Raw genomic sequence first — 14,789 nt, 5'->3', positions numbered from 1 at the left:
GCCAAACGCCGGGGCTTATTGAGAGAAGCGCCGGCGCCCGAACGTCCATCACGCATATCCATTCGCCCTGGCCATCGCGACCAGCCCCATATCCAGCGTGAACACCAGCGGCAGCGCCGCGCACATCAGCAGCCCGTGGGCGCCGGGGAAATGCAAGGCGACGGCCAGCACCAGCACGGTCAGCGCCAGCATCACCGCGGAGAAGACCAGCGCGCGGTGACCGCTGGCATCCACCGGATCGCGATGGCCATAAAGCGCGGTTTTGCCGTTCACCGCATGGTTGGTGAGGACCAGGGCAAAAATGCCTTCCACCAGCATCACCGGCGGCAGAATTTGCATCGGCCAGCGCAGGCGCGGCAGCTCGTGATGCAGGTTGAGCAGGAAATCATAAGAGAAATGGAAGCTGATCGGCACGATCAGGGCGAGCAGGATCAGCCGGCTATCGGCGCCGCCTTTCTGCTGCCAGGCCAGGGCCATGAAGCTGCCCATGGTGAAGCCAAAAATCGCGTGCATCGGCACGGCGGTGACGGCGCGCACCAGCCAGGCGCCAAAGCCGCCATGCACCACATAGAGCTTGTTCTCCAGCACCGCGAAGCCGAGCGAGCAGCCCACCGCGATGAGAATGGCGATGCCGGGGCCGATCTCGTTCAGCTCTTTCTTGCCGAAGCGGCTGACGGCGGCGAATTTTACCAGCTCCTCCGGCACCGCGGCCAGCAGCAGGGCGCCCACCGCCGCATGCGCCACCGGGGAGAGGCCACTCTCCGGCACCAGCCCTTCCAGGATTTCGATGATCAGCGCCAGGATGGCGAAGCGCGCGCCGAGCTTGAACATGCGCTTGCGCGTTGTCTTCGGCAGCCGCACATTCACCTTGATCGAGGCGATTTCCCAGATGAACAAGGCGGGCAGGGCGGCGATGAACAGGCTCAGCATGGCGCCTCGGTTGCGGATTGTTGCGCGATAGAAGGATGTTGCGTCGGTTTGCGCAATCGCCCGCTATTCATTTTTTCTTGAAGCGCGCAAAAAAACGCTTATTATATCCGATGCGCGGTCGCCTCGATGAGGGGCCGGGCGCTCATACGGTTCGCCGTTTCGGGGATCGCAGGAGCTGTTCAAAACAGATGTTTTTTCGACCTTGCTTTTGAAGGAGGTTACACATGACCTATGATTTCGCGCCTTTGTTCCGTACCGCCGTCGGGTTTGATCGTCTCGCCCGGCTCGTGGACACGCTGCCGCAGGATTCCGCCAGCTATCCCCTTACAATATCGAAAAAACCGGGGAAGATTCCTATCGGGTCAGCCTTGCGGTTGCCGGTTTCGCGCCGGAAAATATCGAGGTCACGGTGAAGGACAACGCGCTTCTGGTCGCCGGCCATTTGGCCGAGGAGGCGAAGGGCGAGTTCCTGCATCGCGGTATCGCCACGAGGGCGTTCCAGCGCCGGTTTGTGCTGGCCGAGCATATGGTGGTGGATGGGGCGGAGCTGAATAACGGCTTGCTGAATGTGAGCCTGCGCCGGGTGATACCGGAAAGCGCCAAGCCGCGCCGCATCGAGATCGTCACCGCCAAGTCTGCGCCGCAGACGGTTGAAGCCCCGGCTTTGCCGCACGCCGCGTAACGGAGCAAAAGTTTTGGGGTGTGGGGACTTTTTTCAAAAAGTCCCCACGAAGATATGGGGTTGTGACGGCTTTCGTGCCGCCGCCCCGCGTTTTTGCCGCTTTTTTGAAAAAAAGCGGCGCAAAAAACTTTTGCAAATGAAAGGGGCCTTTCGGCCCCTTTTTAGTCCGCCATCGCCGAGGCTTCGGAGCGCGTGGCGCCCACGCGGGCCGCCAGCGACGAGGCCAGGAACGGGTCCAGGGCGCCATCCAGCACCGCGGCCGGGTTGCCGCTTTCGTGGTTGCTGCGCAGATCCTTCACCAGCTGGTACGGGGCCAGCACGTAAGAGCGGATCTGGTGGCCCAGCCGATATCGGTCTTCGCCGCCTCGGTCGCGGCGGAGGCGGCTTCGCGCTTCTGCAGCTCCTGCTCATACATCCGCGCTTTCAGCATGTTCATCGCGGTAGCGCGGTTGCGGTGCTGGGAGCGGTCGGTCTGGCAGGCGACGACGATGCCTGTCGGGATATGGGTGATACGGATCGCCGATTCGGTCTTGTTCACGTGCTGGCCGCCGGCACCGGAGGCGCGGAACGTGTCCACTTTCAAGTCGGCCGGGTTGATCTCGATCTCGATCGTGTCATCGACCACCGGATAGACCCAGACCGAGGCAAAGCTGGTCTGGCGCCTGGCATTGGCATCGAAGGGCGAGATGCGCACCAGCCGGTGCACCCCGGCTTCGGTCTTCAGCCAGCCATAGGCGTTGGTGCCGAAGATCTGGATGGTCATGGATTTGATCCCGGCCTGTTCGCCCTCGGATTCCTCCATGATCTCGGTCTTGAAGCCCTTGCGTTCGGCCCAGCGCAGATACATGCGCGCCAGCATCTGCGCCCAATCCTGGGCTTCGGTGCCGCCGGCGCCGGCATTGATTTCGATGAAGGCATCGCGGCTATCGGCCTCGCCGGAGAGCAGGGATTCGATCTCCTTCTCCTTGGCGGTGGCGGCCAGGCGCTCCAGCGTGGCCAGGCCATCCTTCACCATACCCTCATCGCCCTCGGCCTCGGCCAGCTCGATCAGCTCGAGCGTGTCCTTGGTTTCGGTTTCGATGGCGTTGACGCCATCGACCATCGAGGCGAGGCGGTTGCGCTCGCGCATCACCGCCTGGGCGGCCTCCGCATCGCTCCAGAGATTCGGGTCTTCGGCCCGGTGGTTCAGCTCAGCGAGCTTTAGGACTGCGGCATCCCAGTCAAAGATGCCTCCTCAGCAGGGCGACCGAGCGGCCGATCTGCTCATTCAGTTGGATGGATTCAGCGGACATTGCGCGGATATACGCGCATGGCAGGGGAATTGGTAGAGGCTTGCCAAGCCGGTCTCCGGTTGCGATGCAGGCGCGCATGAAATCCGCCCTGCTGGTCGTCCTTACCGCGCTGCTGTTCCGGCTGATCCTGGCCGCCTTCTCCGGGCTGGGGATCGATGAAAGCTACATGGTGGCGGCGAGTTCGCATTTCGCCGCCTCCTATTTCGACCATCCGCTCGCCTCCTGGTGGCTGGAGCTGGGGGCGCGGCATCTGTTCGGGTCGGCGGCGCCGATCGTGGTGCGGCTGCCCTTCGTGCTGCTCTCCGGCGTTGCCTCCTGGCTGCTCTATCTGGTCACGGCGCGGCTGTATGGGGTGAAGGCCGCGTTCTGGGCGGTGCTGGCCTACAGCCTGTCGCCGGTCTTTTCCCTCGCCTTCGGGAGCTGGGTGCTGCCGGATGGGCCGCTGAATACGGCGCTTTTGGCGGTCCTCTACGCGCTGATCCGCGCGCTGGGGCTGCCGGAGGGCAAGCCGGCGCCGCGCTGGTGGCTGGCGGCGGGGCTGTTCGCCGGGCTGGCGATGCTCTCCAAATATAGCGCGGCCTTGGTGCTCGTGGGCGCGGCGCTGGGCGTGCTGCTGGACAAGGTGGGCCGGCGCGAGCTGGCGCGGCCCTGGCCATGGCTGGGGGTGGTGCTGGCGCTGGCCCTGTTCGCGCCGGTGGTGGTGTGGAATGCGCAGCATCATTGGGCGAGCTTCGGCTATCAGGGCGGGCGGGCCGAGGGGGTTCGGATCAGACCGCTGATGCCGCTTTCCATCTGGGCGGGGAGGCGTTGTTCGTGCTGCCCTGGCTCTGGGCGCCGATGGTCTGGCTGCTCGTTCGTGCTTTTCTGGCCGGTGCGACGGCGCGGGTCTCCTGGCTGCTGGGCTGGGCGGCGATCATTCCGGTGCTGCTATTTGCCGTGGTCGGGTTTTGGTCCTCCACCCATATTCTGTTTCACTGGGCCGCACCCGGCTATCTGATGCTGTTTCCGCTGCTGGGGGACTGGGCAACGCGCCGGTCGGTTCGGATGCTGCGGATTGTGGCCGCCATCACTGGCGGGTTGCTGGTGGCGGCGTCCTTGATCATCGTGGCGCTGGTGCAGTTCGGGCTGCCGCCTTTGCTGGCGCATAGCTTCAAGCCCGGCAAATCGCCGATGTTGCAGGCGGTGGACTGGACCAGCATCGGCCCGGCGCTGCCGCCGGGGATCGATGCGATCGCCGCGCAGCGCTGGTTCGATGCCGGGAAGATCGGCTATGCGCTGCGCCGCGACGGGATCAAGCTGCCGGTGACAGTGTTCGGGCCGGAGCCGCACCAGTTCGCGTTCACCACGCCGCCGGCAAGTTTGCTGGGCAAGGATGTGCTGATCATCGCGATGCCGGGCGCGTTGATGCAAACTTACGAGCGTTTCGCACCAGATTTCGCGAGCCTGAAGCCGGGGCCGGTATTGCCGGTGCTGGATCACGGCCAGATGCTGCTGGCGATTCCGACATTCATTGGCGCCGATATGAAGAAGGCGCCGCAGGCGTAAAAATTTTTGGGGCTGTCCCTGATCACTTTCAGGCTAATACCGTCAACGCCTCGAAGGATCGACATAATGTCCCGGTAAATGAAGATCTGGGACAGCCCCTTATCTTACCGGCCGCGCCAGCCTTACCGCCGTATGCCCGTGGCTGACCTTCAGGCTCGGCATGATCATGATCAGATCATCCTCCGGCGTGCGGATTTCGGCATCGCCGTCATGCGCGATCAGCGTCCCCGCCTGCGCGATCACCTCGCCCCCGACAAAATCCCGCACGAAGGCAAACCGGTTGGTCCGCGCGGTGATCACGCTCACCACCTCGGCGAAGTGCGATGATGGCGTCGGGGCCGGCCCCTCGATCATTCCGGCATGGCGCAGCAGCGCCATCACGCTCGCCCGGCTCTGCGCCACCGCGCTGTGGCGCCAATGCGGCCCGGCCTCCACCAGCAGGCAGGCCGCACCGTTGGGGCTGGTCTCGGTGAAGCGGCCATAATCGATCAGCCTCTTGCCGCCGGCATGGCCGGTATCGGCCACCACCAGCCCCGGCGTGCCCACCGCCTGGCCCAAAGCCCGCCCGCGTGGCCCGGCGCCGCAAAGCAGCACCGGATTCGAGGGCCAGAGCATGGAATGCAAATCCAGCAGCATGTCGGCCGAATCGATGATCGGCTTGATCTCCCGCGCCCGGTCCAGCTCCGCCGAGCGGCGCACCCCGAACAAGGCGAAATCATCCCAGACCCGGTTCATATCCTCTTCGACATAGCGCGAGGCGATCGGGTTGGCGGCATCGAAGCGGGCATAGGCGGCGAGATTGGCAAAGCCGAGCGTGACCTTGCCGCAAAGCGGGGTGAAGCCGCTCTCCAGCAGCTCCTTCAGCACGATGGCGCCGGCGAACTCATTGCCGTGGATTAACGAAACCAGCACCACATGCGGGCCGGGGCGGCCGGAGTCGCGGCAGGTGAAGCCTTGCACCCCGGTATTGCCCTGCAAATGGGCGGATAGATCCGGCGGCGGAATGTCCACCGTGAAGAAGGGCAGGTCATTCGGCAGGGCGGAGGCGGAGCCTGTCGTCATGAACAACACTCTAGCGAAGCCGGAGGCCGGCGCAATCCGGCCGGGTTGACGGGCGCGCGCGCACCCCGCAAAGCCCAGCCTATCATGCTTGACGCGCGCATCATCTGTACCGATCTGGCCGGGCTGAAATCCCAGGCGCTGGGGCTGGCCGAGGCGGCCGGGCTGGCGGCGGAATTCCGGCCGCTGCGCTTTCGCACCCCCTGGGCGCATATCCCCACCAATTTCTGGTTCAATCCGCGCTGGGCGGTGGCAGCAGAGCTGTTCGCGGGGCCGTTGCCGCCGGTGGTGATTGGCGCCGGCGGGGCCGGGGCGCGGGTGGCGGCGGCACTGCGGTCACGTGAGGTGAAGGCGGTGTGCATTCAGCATCCGCGCATGGCGCTTTCGAAATTCGATGCGATTCTGGCCGGCCGGCATGACGGCATCGAGGGGCCGAATGTCATCGTCACCCGCACCGCCCTGCACCGCGTGACCCAGGCGCGGCTGGCGGCGGAGCGGGACATCTGGGCGCCGCGCTTCGCGCATCTGCCCCGGCCTCTGGTCGCGGTGCTGCTGGGCGGCTCCAACGGGCGCTATAAATTCGAGGCCGCCGAGGGCCTGGCGCTCGGCGCCCAGCTGGCGGCGCTGGCGCGGCAAGGGGCGGGGCTGATGATCACCCCGTCGCGCCGCACCGCGCCTGAGGTGGTGGCGGCCTTGCGCGCGGCGCTGGAACCGCTGGGCGCCTGGATCTGGGATTTCACCGGCGAGAACCCGTATTTCGGCATGCTCGCCTGCGCCGATGCCATCATCGTCACCGCCGACAGCGTCTCCATGGTCTCCGAGGCCGTGGCCACCAGCGCGCCGGTCTTGCTGGCACGGCTGCCGGGTAAGTCCGCGCGCATCGGCGCCTTCATGGACGCTCTGGTACAGGATGGCCGGGTGCGGGATTTTGCCGGGCGGCTGGAGCTGTGGGATACAGCGCCTCTGGATGACACGGAATGGGCGGGCCAGGAGCTGCGCCGGCGCCTCGGAGTTTAGTGAATGCTGGATATCGAGACCTTCGACAATCTGCGCGGCGGCAATGTCGTCTATAAGGCGCTCTCGCATCCTTTGGCCGCCAAGGCGCTGGCCGCCCTCGCCGCGCGCGCCGGGGCCGTGGCTTTGTTTGACCCGGACGGCATCGCCGGGCCGCTATTGGCCCTCTGCCCGGATTTCGAGATCGAGGGGCTTTATGTGCAGGACACGCTGGCGCTGGGCCAGCCGCGCGCAGGATATATCGCCCGGCCGCTGACCGAGCTGCCGCAGGCGCGGGTGAGCACGGTGCTGCTGGCCGCCTTCGATGCCGCCAAGCGCGCCCAGCATCTGCACGCTTTGCTGCCGCCGGGTGCGGAGCTGGTGACGCTGGATGCGGTGAAGCTGCCGGAAGCGTGGCTCTCCGAGCCGAAGCGCTATCTGGAGCCGCGCAATTTCGCCACCAATTTCGTGTTTTTCCGCGATGATGACCGCTTCGCCACCCGCCTGACCACGGCCAATTACTGGGCCGGCTATGGCGCGAAGGAGGTGCTGTTCCAGCATATTCTGTTCGGCCAGGGCGGGCAGGTTCTCGCCGAATGGTCGCAGCGCGCGCCTTCCGGCACCGGCGGCTATGTGCTGGACAGCCGCGAGATCCGCGCCCGCTTCGGGCTCAAGCCCTTCACCGGGCAGCTGTTCATCCACGCCATCGGCGTCGCCGGGCATGATGTGGTGAAATACGCGCTGGATACCTACGCCACCGATAACGGCGCCTCGCTCTCCTGCACCCATGACGCCAATGCCTGGCCCTCGGCGCGTTTCGCCGGGCTGCCGGCGCCGCGCGCGGATGAGCGGGTGATCCTCTGGATCCAGAACAGCCACGCCGTGCCGATCCCGGCCGGTGATTTTGCTTTGGACCGCATGGGGGCGGATGCCCCTGTGGCGCTGGAGGAGGAGATCCCGCCTTTCGCCACCCGCGCCTTGGACGTGGCCGAGCTGTTTCCGGATCTGCGCTGGCCCGCCCAGCTCGAAGTTCGGGCCGGCCGTCATGTGGTGCGCCCGCGCTACGAGGTGGTGCGTGAGGGCCGGACCCGTATCGCGCATGTGAATGTCGAGCGGGCGGACCTCAAGCCCGACCCCGGCATCAAAACCCTGCATCCGGCGATGGGGCGTGGCTTTCTACTGCCCTTCCCGATTTTGCCGCGCGGGCGGTTTCGCACCATCGCGCTGCCGACCCCGATGGTGGAGGCCGAGCGCGACATGCCGTTGCGCCTGGATGTGTTCGCGCCGGATGGCGGCAAGGTGGCGGAGCGGTTTCTCGGCCGGCTGCCGCGCGATCATGATTTCGCGGTGGATCTCGACGATGTGCTGGCCCCCGACGCGCTGCCCGAAGGCGGCCATGCCGAGCTGGTCTATGATTTTCGCGAGGGCGGCGAGGCGGATGGCTGGTTGCACGCTTTGTTCCGCTTTGAGGACCGCGCCAATAATCATGCGGCGGAGAGCAGCTTCGGCGCGCATATTTTCAACACGCTGATGGTCTATAAGAACGAGCCGCAGAGCTATACCGGCAAGCCGCCCGGGCTCTCCACCAGGCTGTTCCTGAAACTGGGCTTTGGCGGGCGCGAGAGTTTCTGCGTGCTGATCTACCCGGCCTCCGGCCCGTGGTTGGAAACATCTAGCACGGTGCTGGAACTCTATGATGGGCAGGGGGTGAAGCTGGAGACGGCGCAGCTCGCCATCGCCTGTTCCGGTTCGCATATCGTCAGGCCAAGCCAGCATTTTTCGGAAGCTTCGTTGCGCGCGGCGGGCGAGACCGGCTATGTGCTGATCCGCGATGTCACCTGCCGGCTGTTCGGCTTCCATGGGTTGGAGGATGCGTCCGGCGGCTTTTCGCTCGACCATATGTTCGGCTTCTGACAAACAGCTCAAAAATAATTTAGCAAAAGTTTTTTGGGTGCAGCCTTTTTTACAAAAAAGGCTGCAAAACGTTCGGGCGGACGCAAGCAGCCGTCACGCCAGCGGCCTTTAAAACCGAACCGCCCACCCAAATCACGGCCGCGCTAACGCCGCCATGTCATTCGCGTCATCTATGTAATCTTCGCTTGAAGCAAAGCGCGTGGGGCCAAAATTCTGCCCGGTAACAATATCTGCTCAAGGGGGTTTTGCAATGCCGTATATCCTGCTCTGGCTGCTTGGCATTCCGCTGCCGATCATCATCATCCTGCTCCTGCTCTTCCACTGAGGAGATCGCAATGAGCGAGGTTTACGCAACGCCGGTTGAGGCGGCGGCGCCGGTTTCGAGCCAGTCCGCTGTTTCCTGGGCGGCGATTTTCGCGGGCGGTGTCGCCGCCGCGGCGATCGCCATCATTCTCACCATCCTTGGCGCCGGTCTTGGCCTCGCTTCCGTATCTCCCTGGGCTGGCCAGGGTGTTTCGGCGGTGGGCTTCACCATCATGGCGGCGGTGTGGCTGATCATCGTGCAGTGGGTGGCGTCCTTCTTCGGCGGCTTCATCGCCGGGCGGCTGCGCACCAAATGGGTGGCGGTGCATACCGATGAGGTCGGCTTCCGCGATACCGCGCATGGCTTCCTGGCCTGGGCGGTGGCGCTGCTGATCACGGTCGGCGCGCTGGCGATGGCGGGCTCGAACGCCGTCCGGCTGGGTTCCGATGCGGCCTCCAAGGCGGCGGATACCAAGATCGCCCAGACCTATTATCTGAGCGAGCTGCTGCGTCCCGCGGCGTCGGGGAGCGGCGGTACGGCTGCCGGGCTCTCCCTGCCGGGCATGACACCGCAGCAGATCCGCGACGATGCCAGCGCGGTGTTGACGCAATCCGCCGTCACCGGCAACGCCCCGCAAGCCGACAAGGATTACCTCGCGACGCTGGTGATGGCCGCGACTGGCATGGATCAGGCGTCCGCCCAGGCCCGGGTGAATGACGTGCTGACGCATGAGCAGGCGGACATCACCAAGGCCAAGCAGGTGGCCAATGCGGCGCGCAAGAGCGCGGCGGCGGCGGCGATCTACACCTTCTTCTCGGCGCTCATCGGCGCCTTCATCGCCGCTGTCGCGGGGGCAATCGGTGGGCGCATCCGGGATTGGTATTAAAAGTTTTGCTCAAAACGGGCTGCAAAACGCTGGGGTGTTGGCACTGCCGGTGCCACACCCCAAACGTTTGTGGGGACTTTTTGAAAAAAGTCCCCACACCCCCAAAAACTTTTGCGAACAAAAAGCCGCCTCTTGCGAGGCGGCTTTTTGTCAGGGCTGGCGGGTTATTACCAGCTGGTTGGTGTTGTAGCCCAACGCCGCCACGCGGTTGATCAGCATCCGCAAGGCCGCCGCATCCGGATGGGGGTTGCGCGCCAATATCCAGAGATATCGCCCGGACGGGTCACCGACGATCGACCAGGCATAATCCGGCGCATGGTCCAGCACCCAGTAATTGCCGAAATAGAACGGGCCAAAAAAACTGACCTTCAGCTTGGCGCCATCGGAGCCGGGAACGATTTTGGCGGTGCCATGCGCCACCTGTTCCTTGCCGTCCGGCTTGGTGCAGCGATTGACGATGGCGATCTTGCCGTCCGGTCGCAGGCTGTAATCGGCGGTCACCGCGTCGCAATTTTTCTCGAAAGACTGGTCATAGCGCGCCAGCTCATACCAGCGGCCGAGATATTCATGCAGCGCGACCGGCTTCAGCGGTTCGGGCACATGCGCATTGCCGACCGGAGGGCGCGTGTAAAGCGCGGCGCAACCGGCCAGCGCCAGCACCGGCAAGGCGATAGCGGCAACCCGCAACGCCGTGGAGGAAGATGAGCGGGACCCCGCCATGGAAAATCACCCCTTTTGCAGTAACAGAGATCAGATGGGGGCGATGGGCAGGGGCGTCCAGCCCGGATCAGGCGGGCTGGGAGATCATGCAGGCCGGCAGCGTGGCGGCCTCGCCCAAGGCGCGCCACACCCCGCCGCGCAACACCTCGCTGGGGTGGAACTTCGCCTTGTAGGACATCTTGCGGCTGTCCTCGACCCAATAGCCGAGATAGACATGCTCAAGGCGCAAACTCACCGCCCGGCGCGCCAGCCAGATGATGGCGTAGGTGCCGAGCGAGCGCGCGTTCATCTCAGTTTCGAAAAAACTATACACCGCCGAGAGCCCATCCCCCAGCCGGTCGGTCAGGCAGGCGCCGACCAACTGGCCGCTGGGCAGGCGGAATTCCACCAGCGAGGTTTCGATCGGTGTGTCCTCGACCATGGCACGGTAATCATAGAAGCTCATGGTCGACATATCGCCATCGCCATGCCGTGCCTGCTGATAAGCCTGGAACAGCGCATATTGCTCGGCGGTGGCCCGCGGCGGCATTTCCTGCACCAGGAGATCGGCATTGCGCTTCTCGATGCGCCGCTGGGTGCGGTCCGGCTCGAATTCATGCGCGCGGATGCGGATCGGCACGCAGGCATTGCAGCCGGCGCAGACCGGCGCATAGGCGATGTTGTGGCTGCGCCGAAAACCGCCCCGGCTCAGCCGGTCATGCAGTGTCTCGGCAGACACGCCCGCAAGCTCGGTCACCACCTTGCGCTCCGTCCGGCCCGGGACATAAGGGCAGGGCAGCGGTGCCGTGGTATAGAAGAAATGCGGACGTCTGGCGGGCTTGAAGCTCATTCGGATGATATGTTTGGGTCTGGGAGTGTCCGCGTCAATAAGGAATTTGCGCAACACGCATCAGGGTCAGGCCGCTGAGCATGTCATGCGCCGCGCGCCGGCGCGGATTGAGGAAGGCGAGCAGGAAAGGCAGCCCGGCCAGTGCGAAGCTGAACCAGAGCAGCAGCGTCCAGACAAAGGCCTGGGCCAGGCTGGGGGCGCCAGGGTCGCGTCCTGGCGGACGACGATGCCGGTGAGCCGCTGGCCCGGCGTGGCGCCGGTGCCGCCGATCAGCAGCGTGTAATAGACGAGGGGCAGCCAGGGCAGGATGTGAAAGGCGATCCAGCCAAAGCCGAAGGTGAGCACCCCGAAGATCGCGATGGCGAAGACCATCGCCCAGCCGAACAAGGCCATGCCGATCATATCGAGCAGCAGGGCGGCGCAGCGCCGGGTGATGACGCCGTGGAACAGGGTTTGTTCAGGCGAGGGGGGGTAGTAAAGGGTCTGGCTCATGGTTTGAATCTGCGCCGTTTCGCGCCGCGAACGCAAGGGTGATGATGCCCGTCAGGCATGCGGCGAGCAGCGGCGCGTCGATAAAGGCCCGGTGCCAGGGCGAGAGCAGCAGCAACGGCGCCAGATAGGTGGCCATTCCCGCCGCCACCCAGCCCGTCCCCGGCCGTGCCTCCAGCGCCAGCGCGAGCGCGGCCACCACGGCGATGCTGTCATAGGCATAAGCATGTGGCTGCGCCAGGAAGCCCGCCACCAGCGTCACCGCCACCGCCAACCGGTAGGGCGCGCACCGGGCTGCCCAGATCACCACCCCGGCCATCGCCAGCGCGCACAGCATCTGCACCGCCCAGGCCAGGCCAATGCTCCCACCAAGCGCGACGATGTTGGCGGACGGGGTGATGAGGATGTTGAGATTGAGCGCTTTGGCGGCGTGGAAATAGCTGTCCTGATAGGCCGGCAATGTCCGCCACCAGAGCCGCCAGAGCCGCGCCGGATAGATCACCGCGCTGGCGCCGTTCAGCACCAGAGCGGTGAGGCAGGCGGCCAGAATGGCTTTGACCTCCCGGCGCGCCAGCAGGAAGAACGGCAGCATCACGCCCAGTTGCGGCTTCAGCGTCAGTAGCCCGAACCACAGCCCGGCCAGCAGCGGGGCGCGCGGCAGCGCCGCGAACCCGGCCAGCAACAAGGCGGTGGTGAATAGGCCGGTCTCGCCGGTGGCCAGGCACAGCAAGGCCGCCGGACTGGCCAGCAGCGCCGCCAGCACACCGCCTGCGCGCCCGGGAAAAGCCGCGCGGCAGGCCAGAGCGAGGGCGCCAATTCCCAGCGCCCCCAGGCCAGCTTGGCCGCGCCGAAGGGCAAAGCCCGCAGCCAGGACAGCGCCAGCAGCAAGGTCGGCGGGTAGAGATAGGGATAGAAGCTGTGAAACCCGGCATAAAGCTGCTGTTCGAAGGCCTGCAGCTGGGCGCTGTCATAAAGCGCCGCCGGATCATGCGCCGCGATGAAGCGCGGATAGGCCCAGAAGGCCATGAAATCGCTGTTCAGCCGCCCTGGGCGGCGATCAGCGACACCAGCATGAACAGGCTGAGTGCGCCGCATAGCGCGATCATCGCGGTCAGGTAGGGACGGGTGGGGCCGGTTGTGGCGCGCGAACGCATCATCTATGCCCTTAGGCCAGGAATTTGGCGTGGTCGAGAGAAGGAGTAGGGCATGGCGCGGTCGGGGTCGGTCAATTATCTGTTTGGCACGCGCTTCTACAAGATGGCCTTTGTCGAGTTCGGCAACCCCGCCGCCCCGGCGGTGGTCTGCGTGCATGGCCTCACCCGCAATGGCCGCGATTTCGACCAGCTGGCCGAAGCGCTTTCCGACCGGTTCCACGTGATCTGCCCAGATCTGCCCGGGCGCGGCAAGTCCGAATGGCTGCCGGACGGGCTGGCCTATCAGCCGCCGACCTACGTGGTGGCGCTGGCGCATCTGCTGGCGCAGATCAACAAGCCGGTCGCCTGGGTCGGCACCTCGCTGGGCGGCATTTGCGGCATGATGATCGCCGCCGCCCAGAACACGCCGATCACCCGGCTGGTGCTCAACGATATCGGCCCGCATATCCCGGCCGCCTCGCTGCAGCGGATTCGCGATTACATGATGGGCGCGCCGGAGCGCTTCACCTCGGTGAAGGAGCTGACCGCGCATCTGCGCGAGATCCACGCCCCGTTCGGCCTGCTCTCGGACGCGGAATGGGCGCATCTCGGCCGCTTCTCCGCCCGCCAGGTGCTCGACCCGACCGGCGAGGGCAAGACCACGGCGCTGCATTACGATCCGAAAATCATCGACCCGATCCGCGCCACCGTGCCGCTGGATGTCGATATGTGGCCGATCTGGGAACATATCCACGCCCCGCGCCTGGTCATTCGCGGCGCCCAGAGCGACCTGCTGCTGCCCGAAACCTATGAGCGGATGCAGGCCGAGGGGGCGGAGGGCTATGTGGTGCCCGATGCCGGCCACGCCCCGGCGCTGATGGATTATGAGAGCCAGGCGCGGATCAAGGCGTTTCTGCTGGAAGGCTGAGTCTTCGCCTTACCCGCGGGTTACGGTTTTGTGGCGCGATTGATCGCGCCGCCGCAGGCTTTACATAAAGTCGATGGTTGACCGGATTTTCGACCGCGCGCATGTCCCGCTGGTCAAGAAAGCTTTGATTTTGGCCGTGCAGAGCACCGCCTCCCAGCGCGTGTCGCTGGTCGCGGCGGGCTGCGCGTTTTACGCGACATTGGCTCTGTTCCCGACCATCACCATGCTGATTTCGCTCTACGGGCTGGTGTTCAACCCGGCGACGGTGCAGCCGCAGCTGCATTATCTGCAAAGCTTCATGCCGCCGGATGTGTATTCGCTGATTTCCCAGCGCATCCAGAGCCTGGTTTCGGAGCCAGCCAAGGGGCTGGGGATGTCCTTCGCCATCTCGCTGCTGCTCTCGCTCTGGTCCTCCTCCACCGGCACCAAATCCGTGATCAACGCGCTCACCCTGGCCTATAATGAGCGCGAGACCCGGGGGATGATCAAATTTCAGCTGGTGGCGCTGGGGATGACCTTCATCGCTGTGCTGGGCACGGTGTTTGCCATCGGTTTCCTGGTGGCGCTGCCGGTGGCGATCGCGTTTCTCGGCCTGCCTTCCAGCCTGAAATTCCTTGTCGGGCTGCTCAGCTTCGCGGCGATGATCGCCTTCATCGTGGTCGCGCTCGGCCTGCTCTACCGGTTCGGCCCGGCGGGGAACCGCCGGACCTTCTATGCGCCGGGGGCCGGCATCGCCACAGTGGCGTGGCTGGCGGTGTGCTGGGGGTTTGGGCTTTATGTCGGGCATTTCGCCGCCTACAGCGCCACTTACGGTCCGCTGGCGACGATGATCGGCCTGATGATGTGGTTCTACATCTCGGCCTATGTCGTTCTGTTCGGCGCCGAGTTCAACGCGGCGCTGGACCGGGCCTGGCGCCACCGGCTGGGTGGCGGGCGTTAGAGCATCAAGCTTTTAGCTTGATGCTCTAGGTTTTGTTTTAGCGAGCAATTTCATGTGTTTATCTTGACGCTGGCGCGTCAACCTAAACGCATATTGCTCTAGGTCGTGTCTGCATTCATAGATTCCCTTTGTTTGTGATTTCTGA

Annotated in this window: 14 protein-coding genes and 1 pseudogene; 8 read left to right on the top strand and 7 right to left on the bottom strand. The window is 64.9% G+C overall.

What is annotated here, in order from left to right; genetic code table 11:
• Window positions 1-48: 48 nt before the first annotated feature.
• Window positions 49-930, bottom strand: a complete 882-nt coding sequence (locus GT370_RS05820; RefSeq protein ID WP_008492719.1) for a PrsW family glutamic-type intramembrane protease — start codon at window positions 928-930, stop codon at window positions 49-51.
• A gap of 331 nt (window positions 931-1,261) precedes the next feature.
• Here GT370_RS05820 and GT370_RS05815 point away from each other — a divergent pair, with 331 nt between their 5' ends.
• On the top strand, window positions 1,262-1,612 hold the full coding sequence (locus tag GT370_RS05815) for an Hsp20 family protein (protein ID WP_333490061.1): 351 nt from the start codon (window positions 1,262-1,264) through the stop codon (window positions 1,610-1,612).
• Between the two features lie 161 nt (window positions 1,613-1,773).
• Here the strand turns inward: GT370_RS05815 and prfB are convergent.
• Window positions 1,774-2,904: pseudogene (gene prfB / locus GT370_RS05810) on the bottom strand (peptide chain release factor 2).
• Between the two features lie 76 nt (window positions 2,905-2,980).
• On the opposite strand from prfB, the gene GT370_RS05805 reads away from it, so the two are divergent.
• Complete coding sequence (locus tag GT370_RS05805) at window positions 2,981-3,901, top strand: glycosyltransferase family 39 protein (protein ID WP_270184033.1); 921 nt, start codon at window positions 2,981-2,983, stop codon at window positions 3,899-3,901.
• Window positions 3,826-4,449 (top strand): hypothetical protein, encoded by a 624-nt coding sequence (locus tag GT370_RS05800; RefSeq protein ID WP_270184032.1) that lies wholly within the window; start codon window positions 3,826-3,828, stop codon window positions 4,447-4,449. Before GT370_RS05805 ends, GT370_RS05800 begins: the two co-directional genes overlap by 76 nt.
• A 99-nt stretch (window positions 4,450-4,548) precedes the next feature.
• Here the strand turns inward: GT370_RS05800 and GT370_RS05795 are convergent, their stop codons facing one another.
• Window positions 4,549-5,511 carry a succinylglutamate desuccinylase/aspartoacylase domain-containing protein gene (locus tag GT370_RS05795; protein ID WP_008492724.1) on the bottom strand — a complete coding sequence of 321 codons (963 nt, stop codon included), beginning with the start codon at window positions 5,509-5,511 and terminating at the stop codon, window positions 4,549-4,551.
• A gap of 84 nt (window positions 5,512-5,595) precedes the next feature.
• Between GT370_RS05795 and GT370_RS05790 the strand changes: the two genes are divergently transcribed.
• From GT370_RS05790 to GT370_RS05780, 3 genes are all read left to right on the top strand, one after another.
• Window positions 5,596-6,525 (top strand): mitochondrial fission ELM1 family protein, encoded by a 930-nt coding sequence (locus GT370_RS05790; RefSeq protein WP_008492725.1) that lies wholly within the window; start codon window positions 5,596-5,598, stop codon window positions 6,523-6,525.
• A gap of 3 nt (window positions 6,526-6,528) precedes the next feature.
• The gene (locus tag GT370_RS05785; protein WP_008492726.1) at window positions 6,529-8,415 is read left to right on the top strand and encodes a hypothetical protein; all 1,887 of its coding nucleotides are present in this window, start codon (window positions 6,529-6,531) and stop codon (window positions 8,413-8,415) included.
• Window positions 8,416-8,750: 335 nt separating this feature from the next.
• Window positions 8,751-9,605, top strand: a complete 855-nt coding sequence (locus GT370_RS05780; protein ID WP_008492727.1) for a hypothetical protein — start codon at window positions 8,751-8,753, stop codon at window positions 9,603-9,605.
• Window positions 9,606-9,755: 150 nt separating this feature from the next.
• Here GT370_RS05780 and GT370_RS05775 read toward each other — a convergent pair whose 3' ends face one another.
• The 4 genes from GT370_RS05775 to GT370_RS05760 form a co-directional block, all read right to left on the bottom strand.
• Window positions 9,756-10,325: a lipocalin family protein gene (locus GT370_RS05775; protein WP_008492728.1), complete on the bottom strand. Its 570-nt coding sequence runs from the start codon at window positions 10,323-10,325 to the stop codon at window positions 9,756-9,758.
• Between the two features lie 67 nt (window positions 10,326-10,392).
• Window positions 10,393-11,154 carry an arginyltransferase gene (locus GT370_RS05770; RefSeq protein WP_008492730.1) on the bottom strand — a complete coding sequence of 254 codons (762 nt, stop codon included), beginning with the start codon at window positions 11,152-11,154 and terminating at the stop codon, window positions 10,393-10,395.
• Window positions 11,155-11,220: 66 nt separating this feature from the next.
• Window positions 11,221-11,646 carry an RDD family protein gene (locus tag GT370_RS05765; protein WP_270184031.1) on the bottom strand — a complete coding sequence of 142 codons (426 nt, stop codon included), beginning with the start codon at window positions 11,644-11,646 and terminating at the stop codon, window positions 11,221-11,223.
• Window positions 11,612-12,445 (bottom strand): glycosyltransferase family 87 protein, encoded by an 834-nt coding sequence (locus GT370_RS05760; protein ID WP_270184359.1) that lies wholly within the window; start codon window positions 12,443-12,445, stop codon window positions 11,612-11,614. The genes GT370_RS05765 and GT370_RS05760 overlap by 35 nt, the downstream gene beginning before the upstream one ends.
• A 404-nt stretch (window positions 12,446-12,849) precedes the next feature.
• On the opposite strand from GT370_RS05760, the gene GT370_RS05755 reads away from it, so the two are divergent.
• Entirely contained in the window at window positions 12,850-13,704 is an 855-nt protein-coding gene (locus GT370_RS05755; RefSeq protein ID WP_008492733.1) for an alpha/beta fold hydrolase, read from the top strand.
• A gap of 73 nt (window positions 13,705-13,777) precedes the next feature.
• A complete protein-coding gene (locus GT370_RS05750) occupies window positions 13,778-14,644 on the top strand; it encodes a YihY/virulence factor BrkB family protein (protein ID WP_008492734.1) in 867 nt (288 codons plus the stop codon).
• Window positions 14,645-14,789: the final 145 nt, after the last annotated feature.

The sequence above is a fragment of the Acidocella sp. MX-AZ03 genome (assembly GCF_027626035.1).
In the GTDB taxonomy this organism is placed as follows: Bacteria; Pseudomonadota; Alphaproteobacteria; order Acetobacterales; family Acetobacteraceae; genus Acidocella; species Acidocella facilis.
Note: the sequence above shows the minus strand (reverse complement) of the source record. Positions and strands in the feature narration are given on the sequence as shown.

Excerpts from the sequence above, each read along its gene's own strand:
- GT370_RS05820 (WP_008492719.1), bottom strand. The coding sequence starts at position 930 with ATGCTGAGCCTGTTCATCGCCGCCCTGCCCGCCTTGTTCATCTGGGAA.
- GT370_RS05805 (WP_270184033.1), top strand. The coding sequence starts at position 2,981 with ATGAAATCCGCCCTGCTGGTCGTCCTTACCGCGCTGCTGTTCCGGCTG.
- GT370_RS05795 (WP_008492724.1), bottom strand. The coding sequence starts at position 5,511 with ATGACGACAGGCTCCGCCTCCGCCCTGCCGAATGACCTGCCCTTCTTC.
- GT370_RS05790 (WP_008492725.1), top strand. The coding sequence starts at position 5,596 with ATGCTTGACGCGCGCATCATCTGTACCGATCTGGCCGGGCTGAAATCC.
- GT370_RS05785 (WP_008492726.1), top strand. The coding sequence starts at position 6,529 with ATGCTGGATATCGAGACCTTCGACAATCTGCGCGGCGGCAATGTCGTC.
- GT370_RS05780 (WP_008492727.1), top strand. The coding sequence starts at position 8,751 with ATGAGCGAGGTTTACGCAACGCCGGTTGAGGCGGCGGCGCCGGTTTCG.
- GT370_RS05775 (WP_008492728.1), bottom strand. The coding sequence starts at position 10,325 with ATGGCGGGGTCCCGCTCATCTTCCTCCACGGCGTTGCGGGTTGCCGCT.
- GT370_RS05770 (WP_008492730.1), bottom strand. The coding sequence starts at position 11,154 with ATGAGCTTCAAGCCCGCCAGACGTCCGCATTTCTTCTATACCACGGCA.
- GT370_RS05765 (WP_270184031.1), bottom strand. The coding sequence starts at position 11,646 with ATGAGCCAGACCCTTTACTACCCCCCCTCGCCTGAACAAACCCTGTTC.
- GT370_RS05755 (WP_008492733.1), top strand. The coding sequence starts at position 12,850 with ATGGCGCGGTCGGGGTCGGTCAATTATCTGTTTGGCACGCGCTTCTAC.
- GT370_RS05750 (WP_008492734.1), top strand. The coding sequence starts at position 13,778 with ATGGTTGACCGGATTTTCGACCGCGCGCATGTCCCGCTGGTCAAGAAA.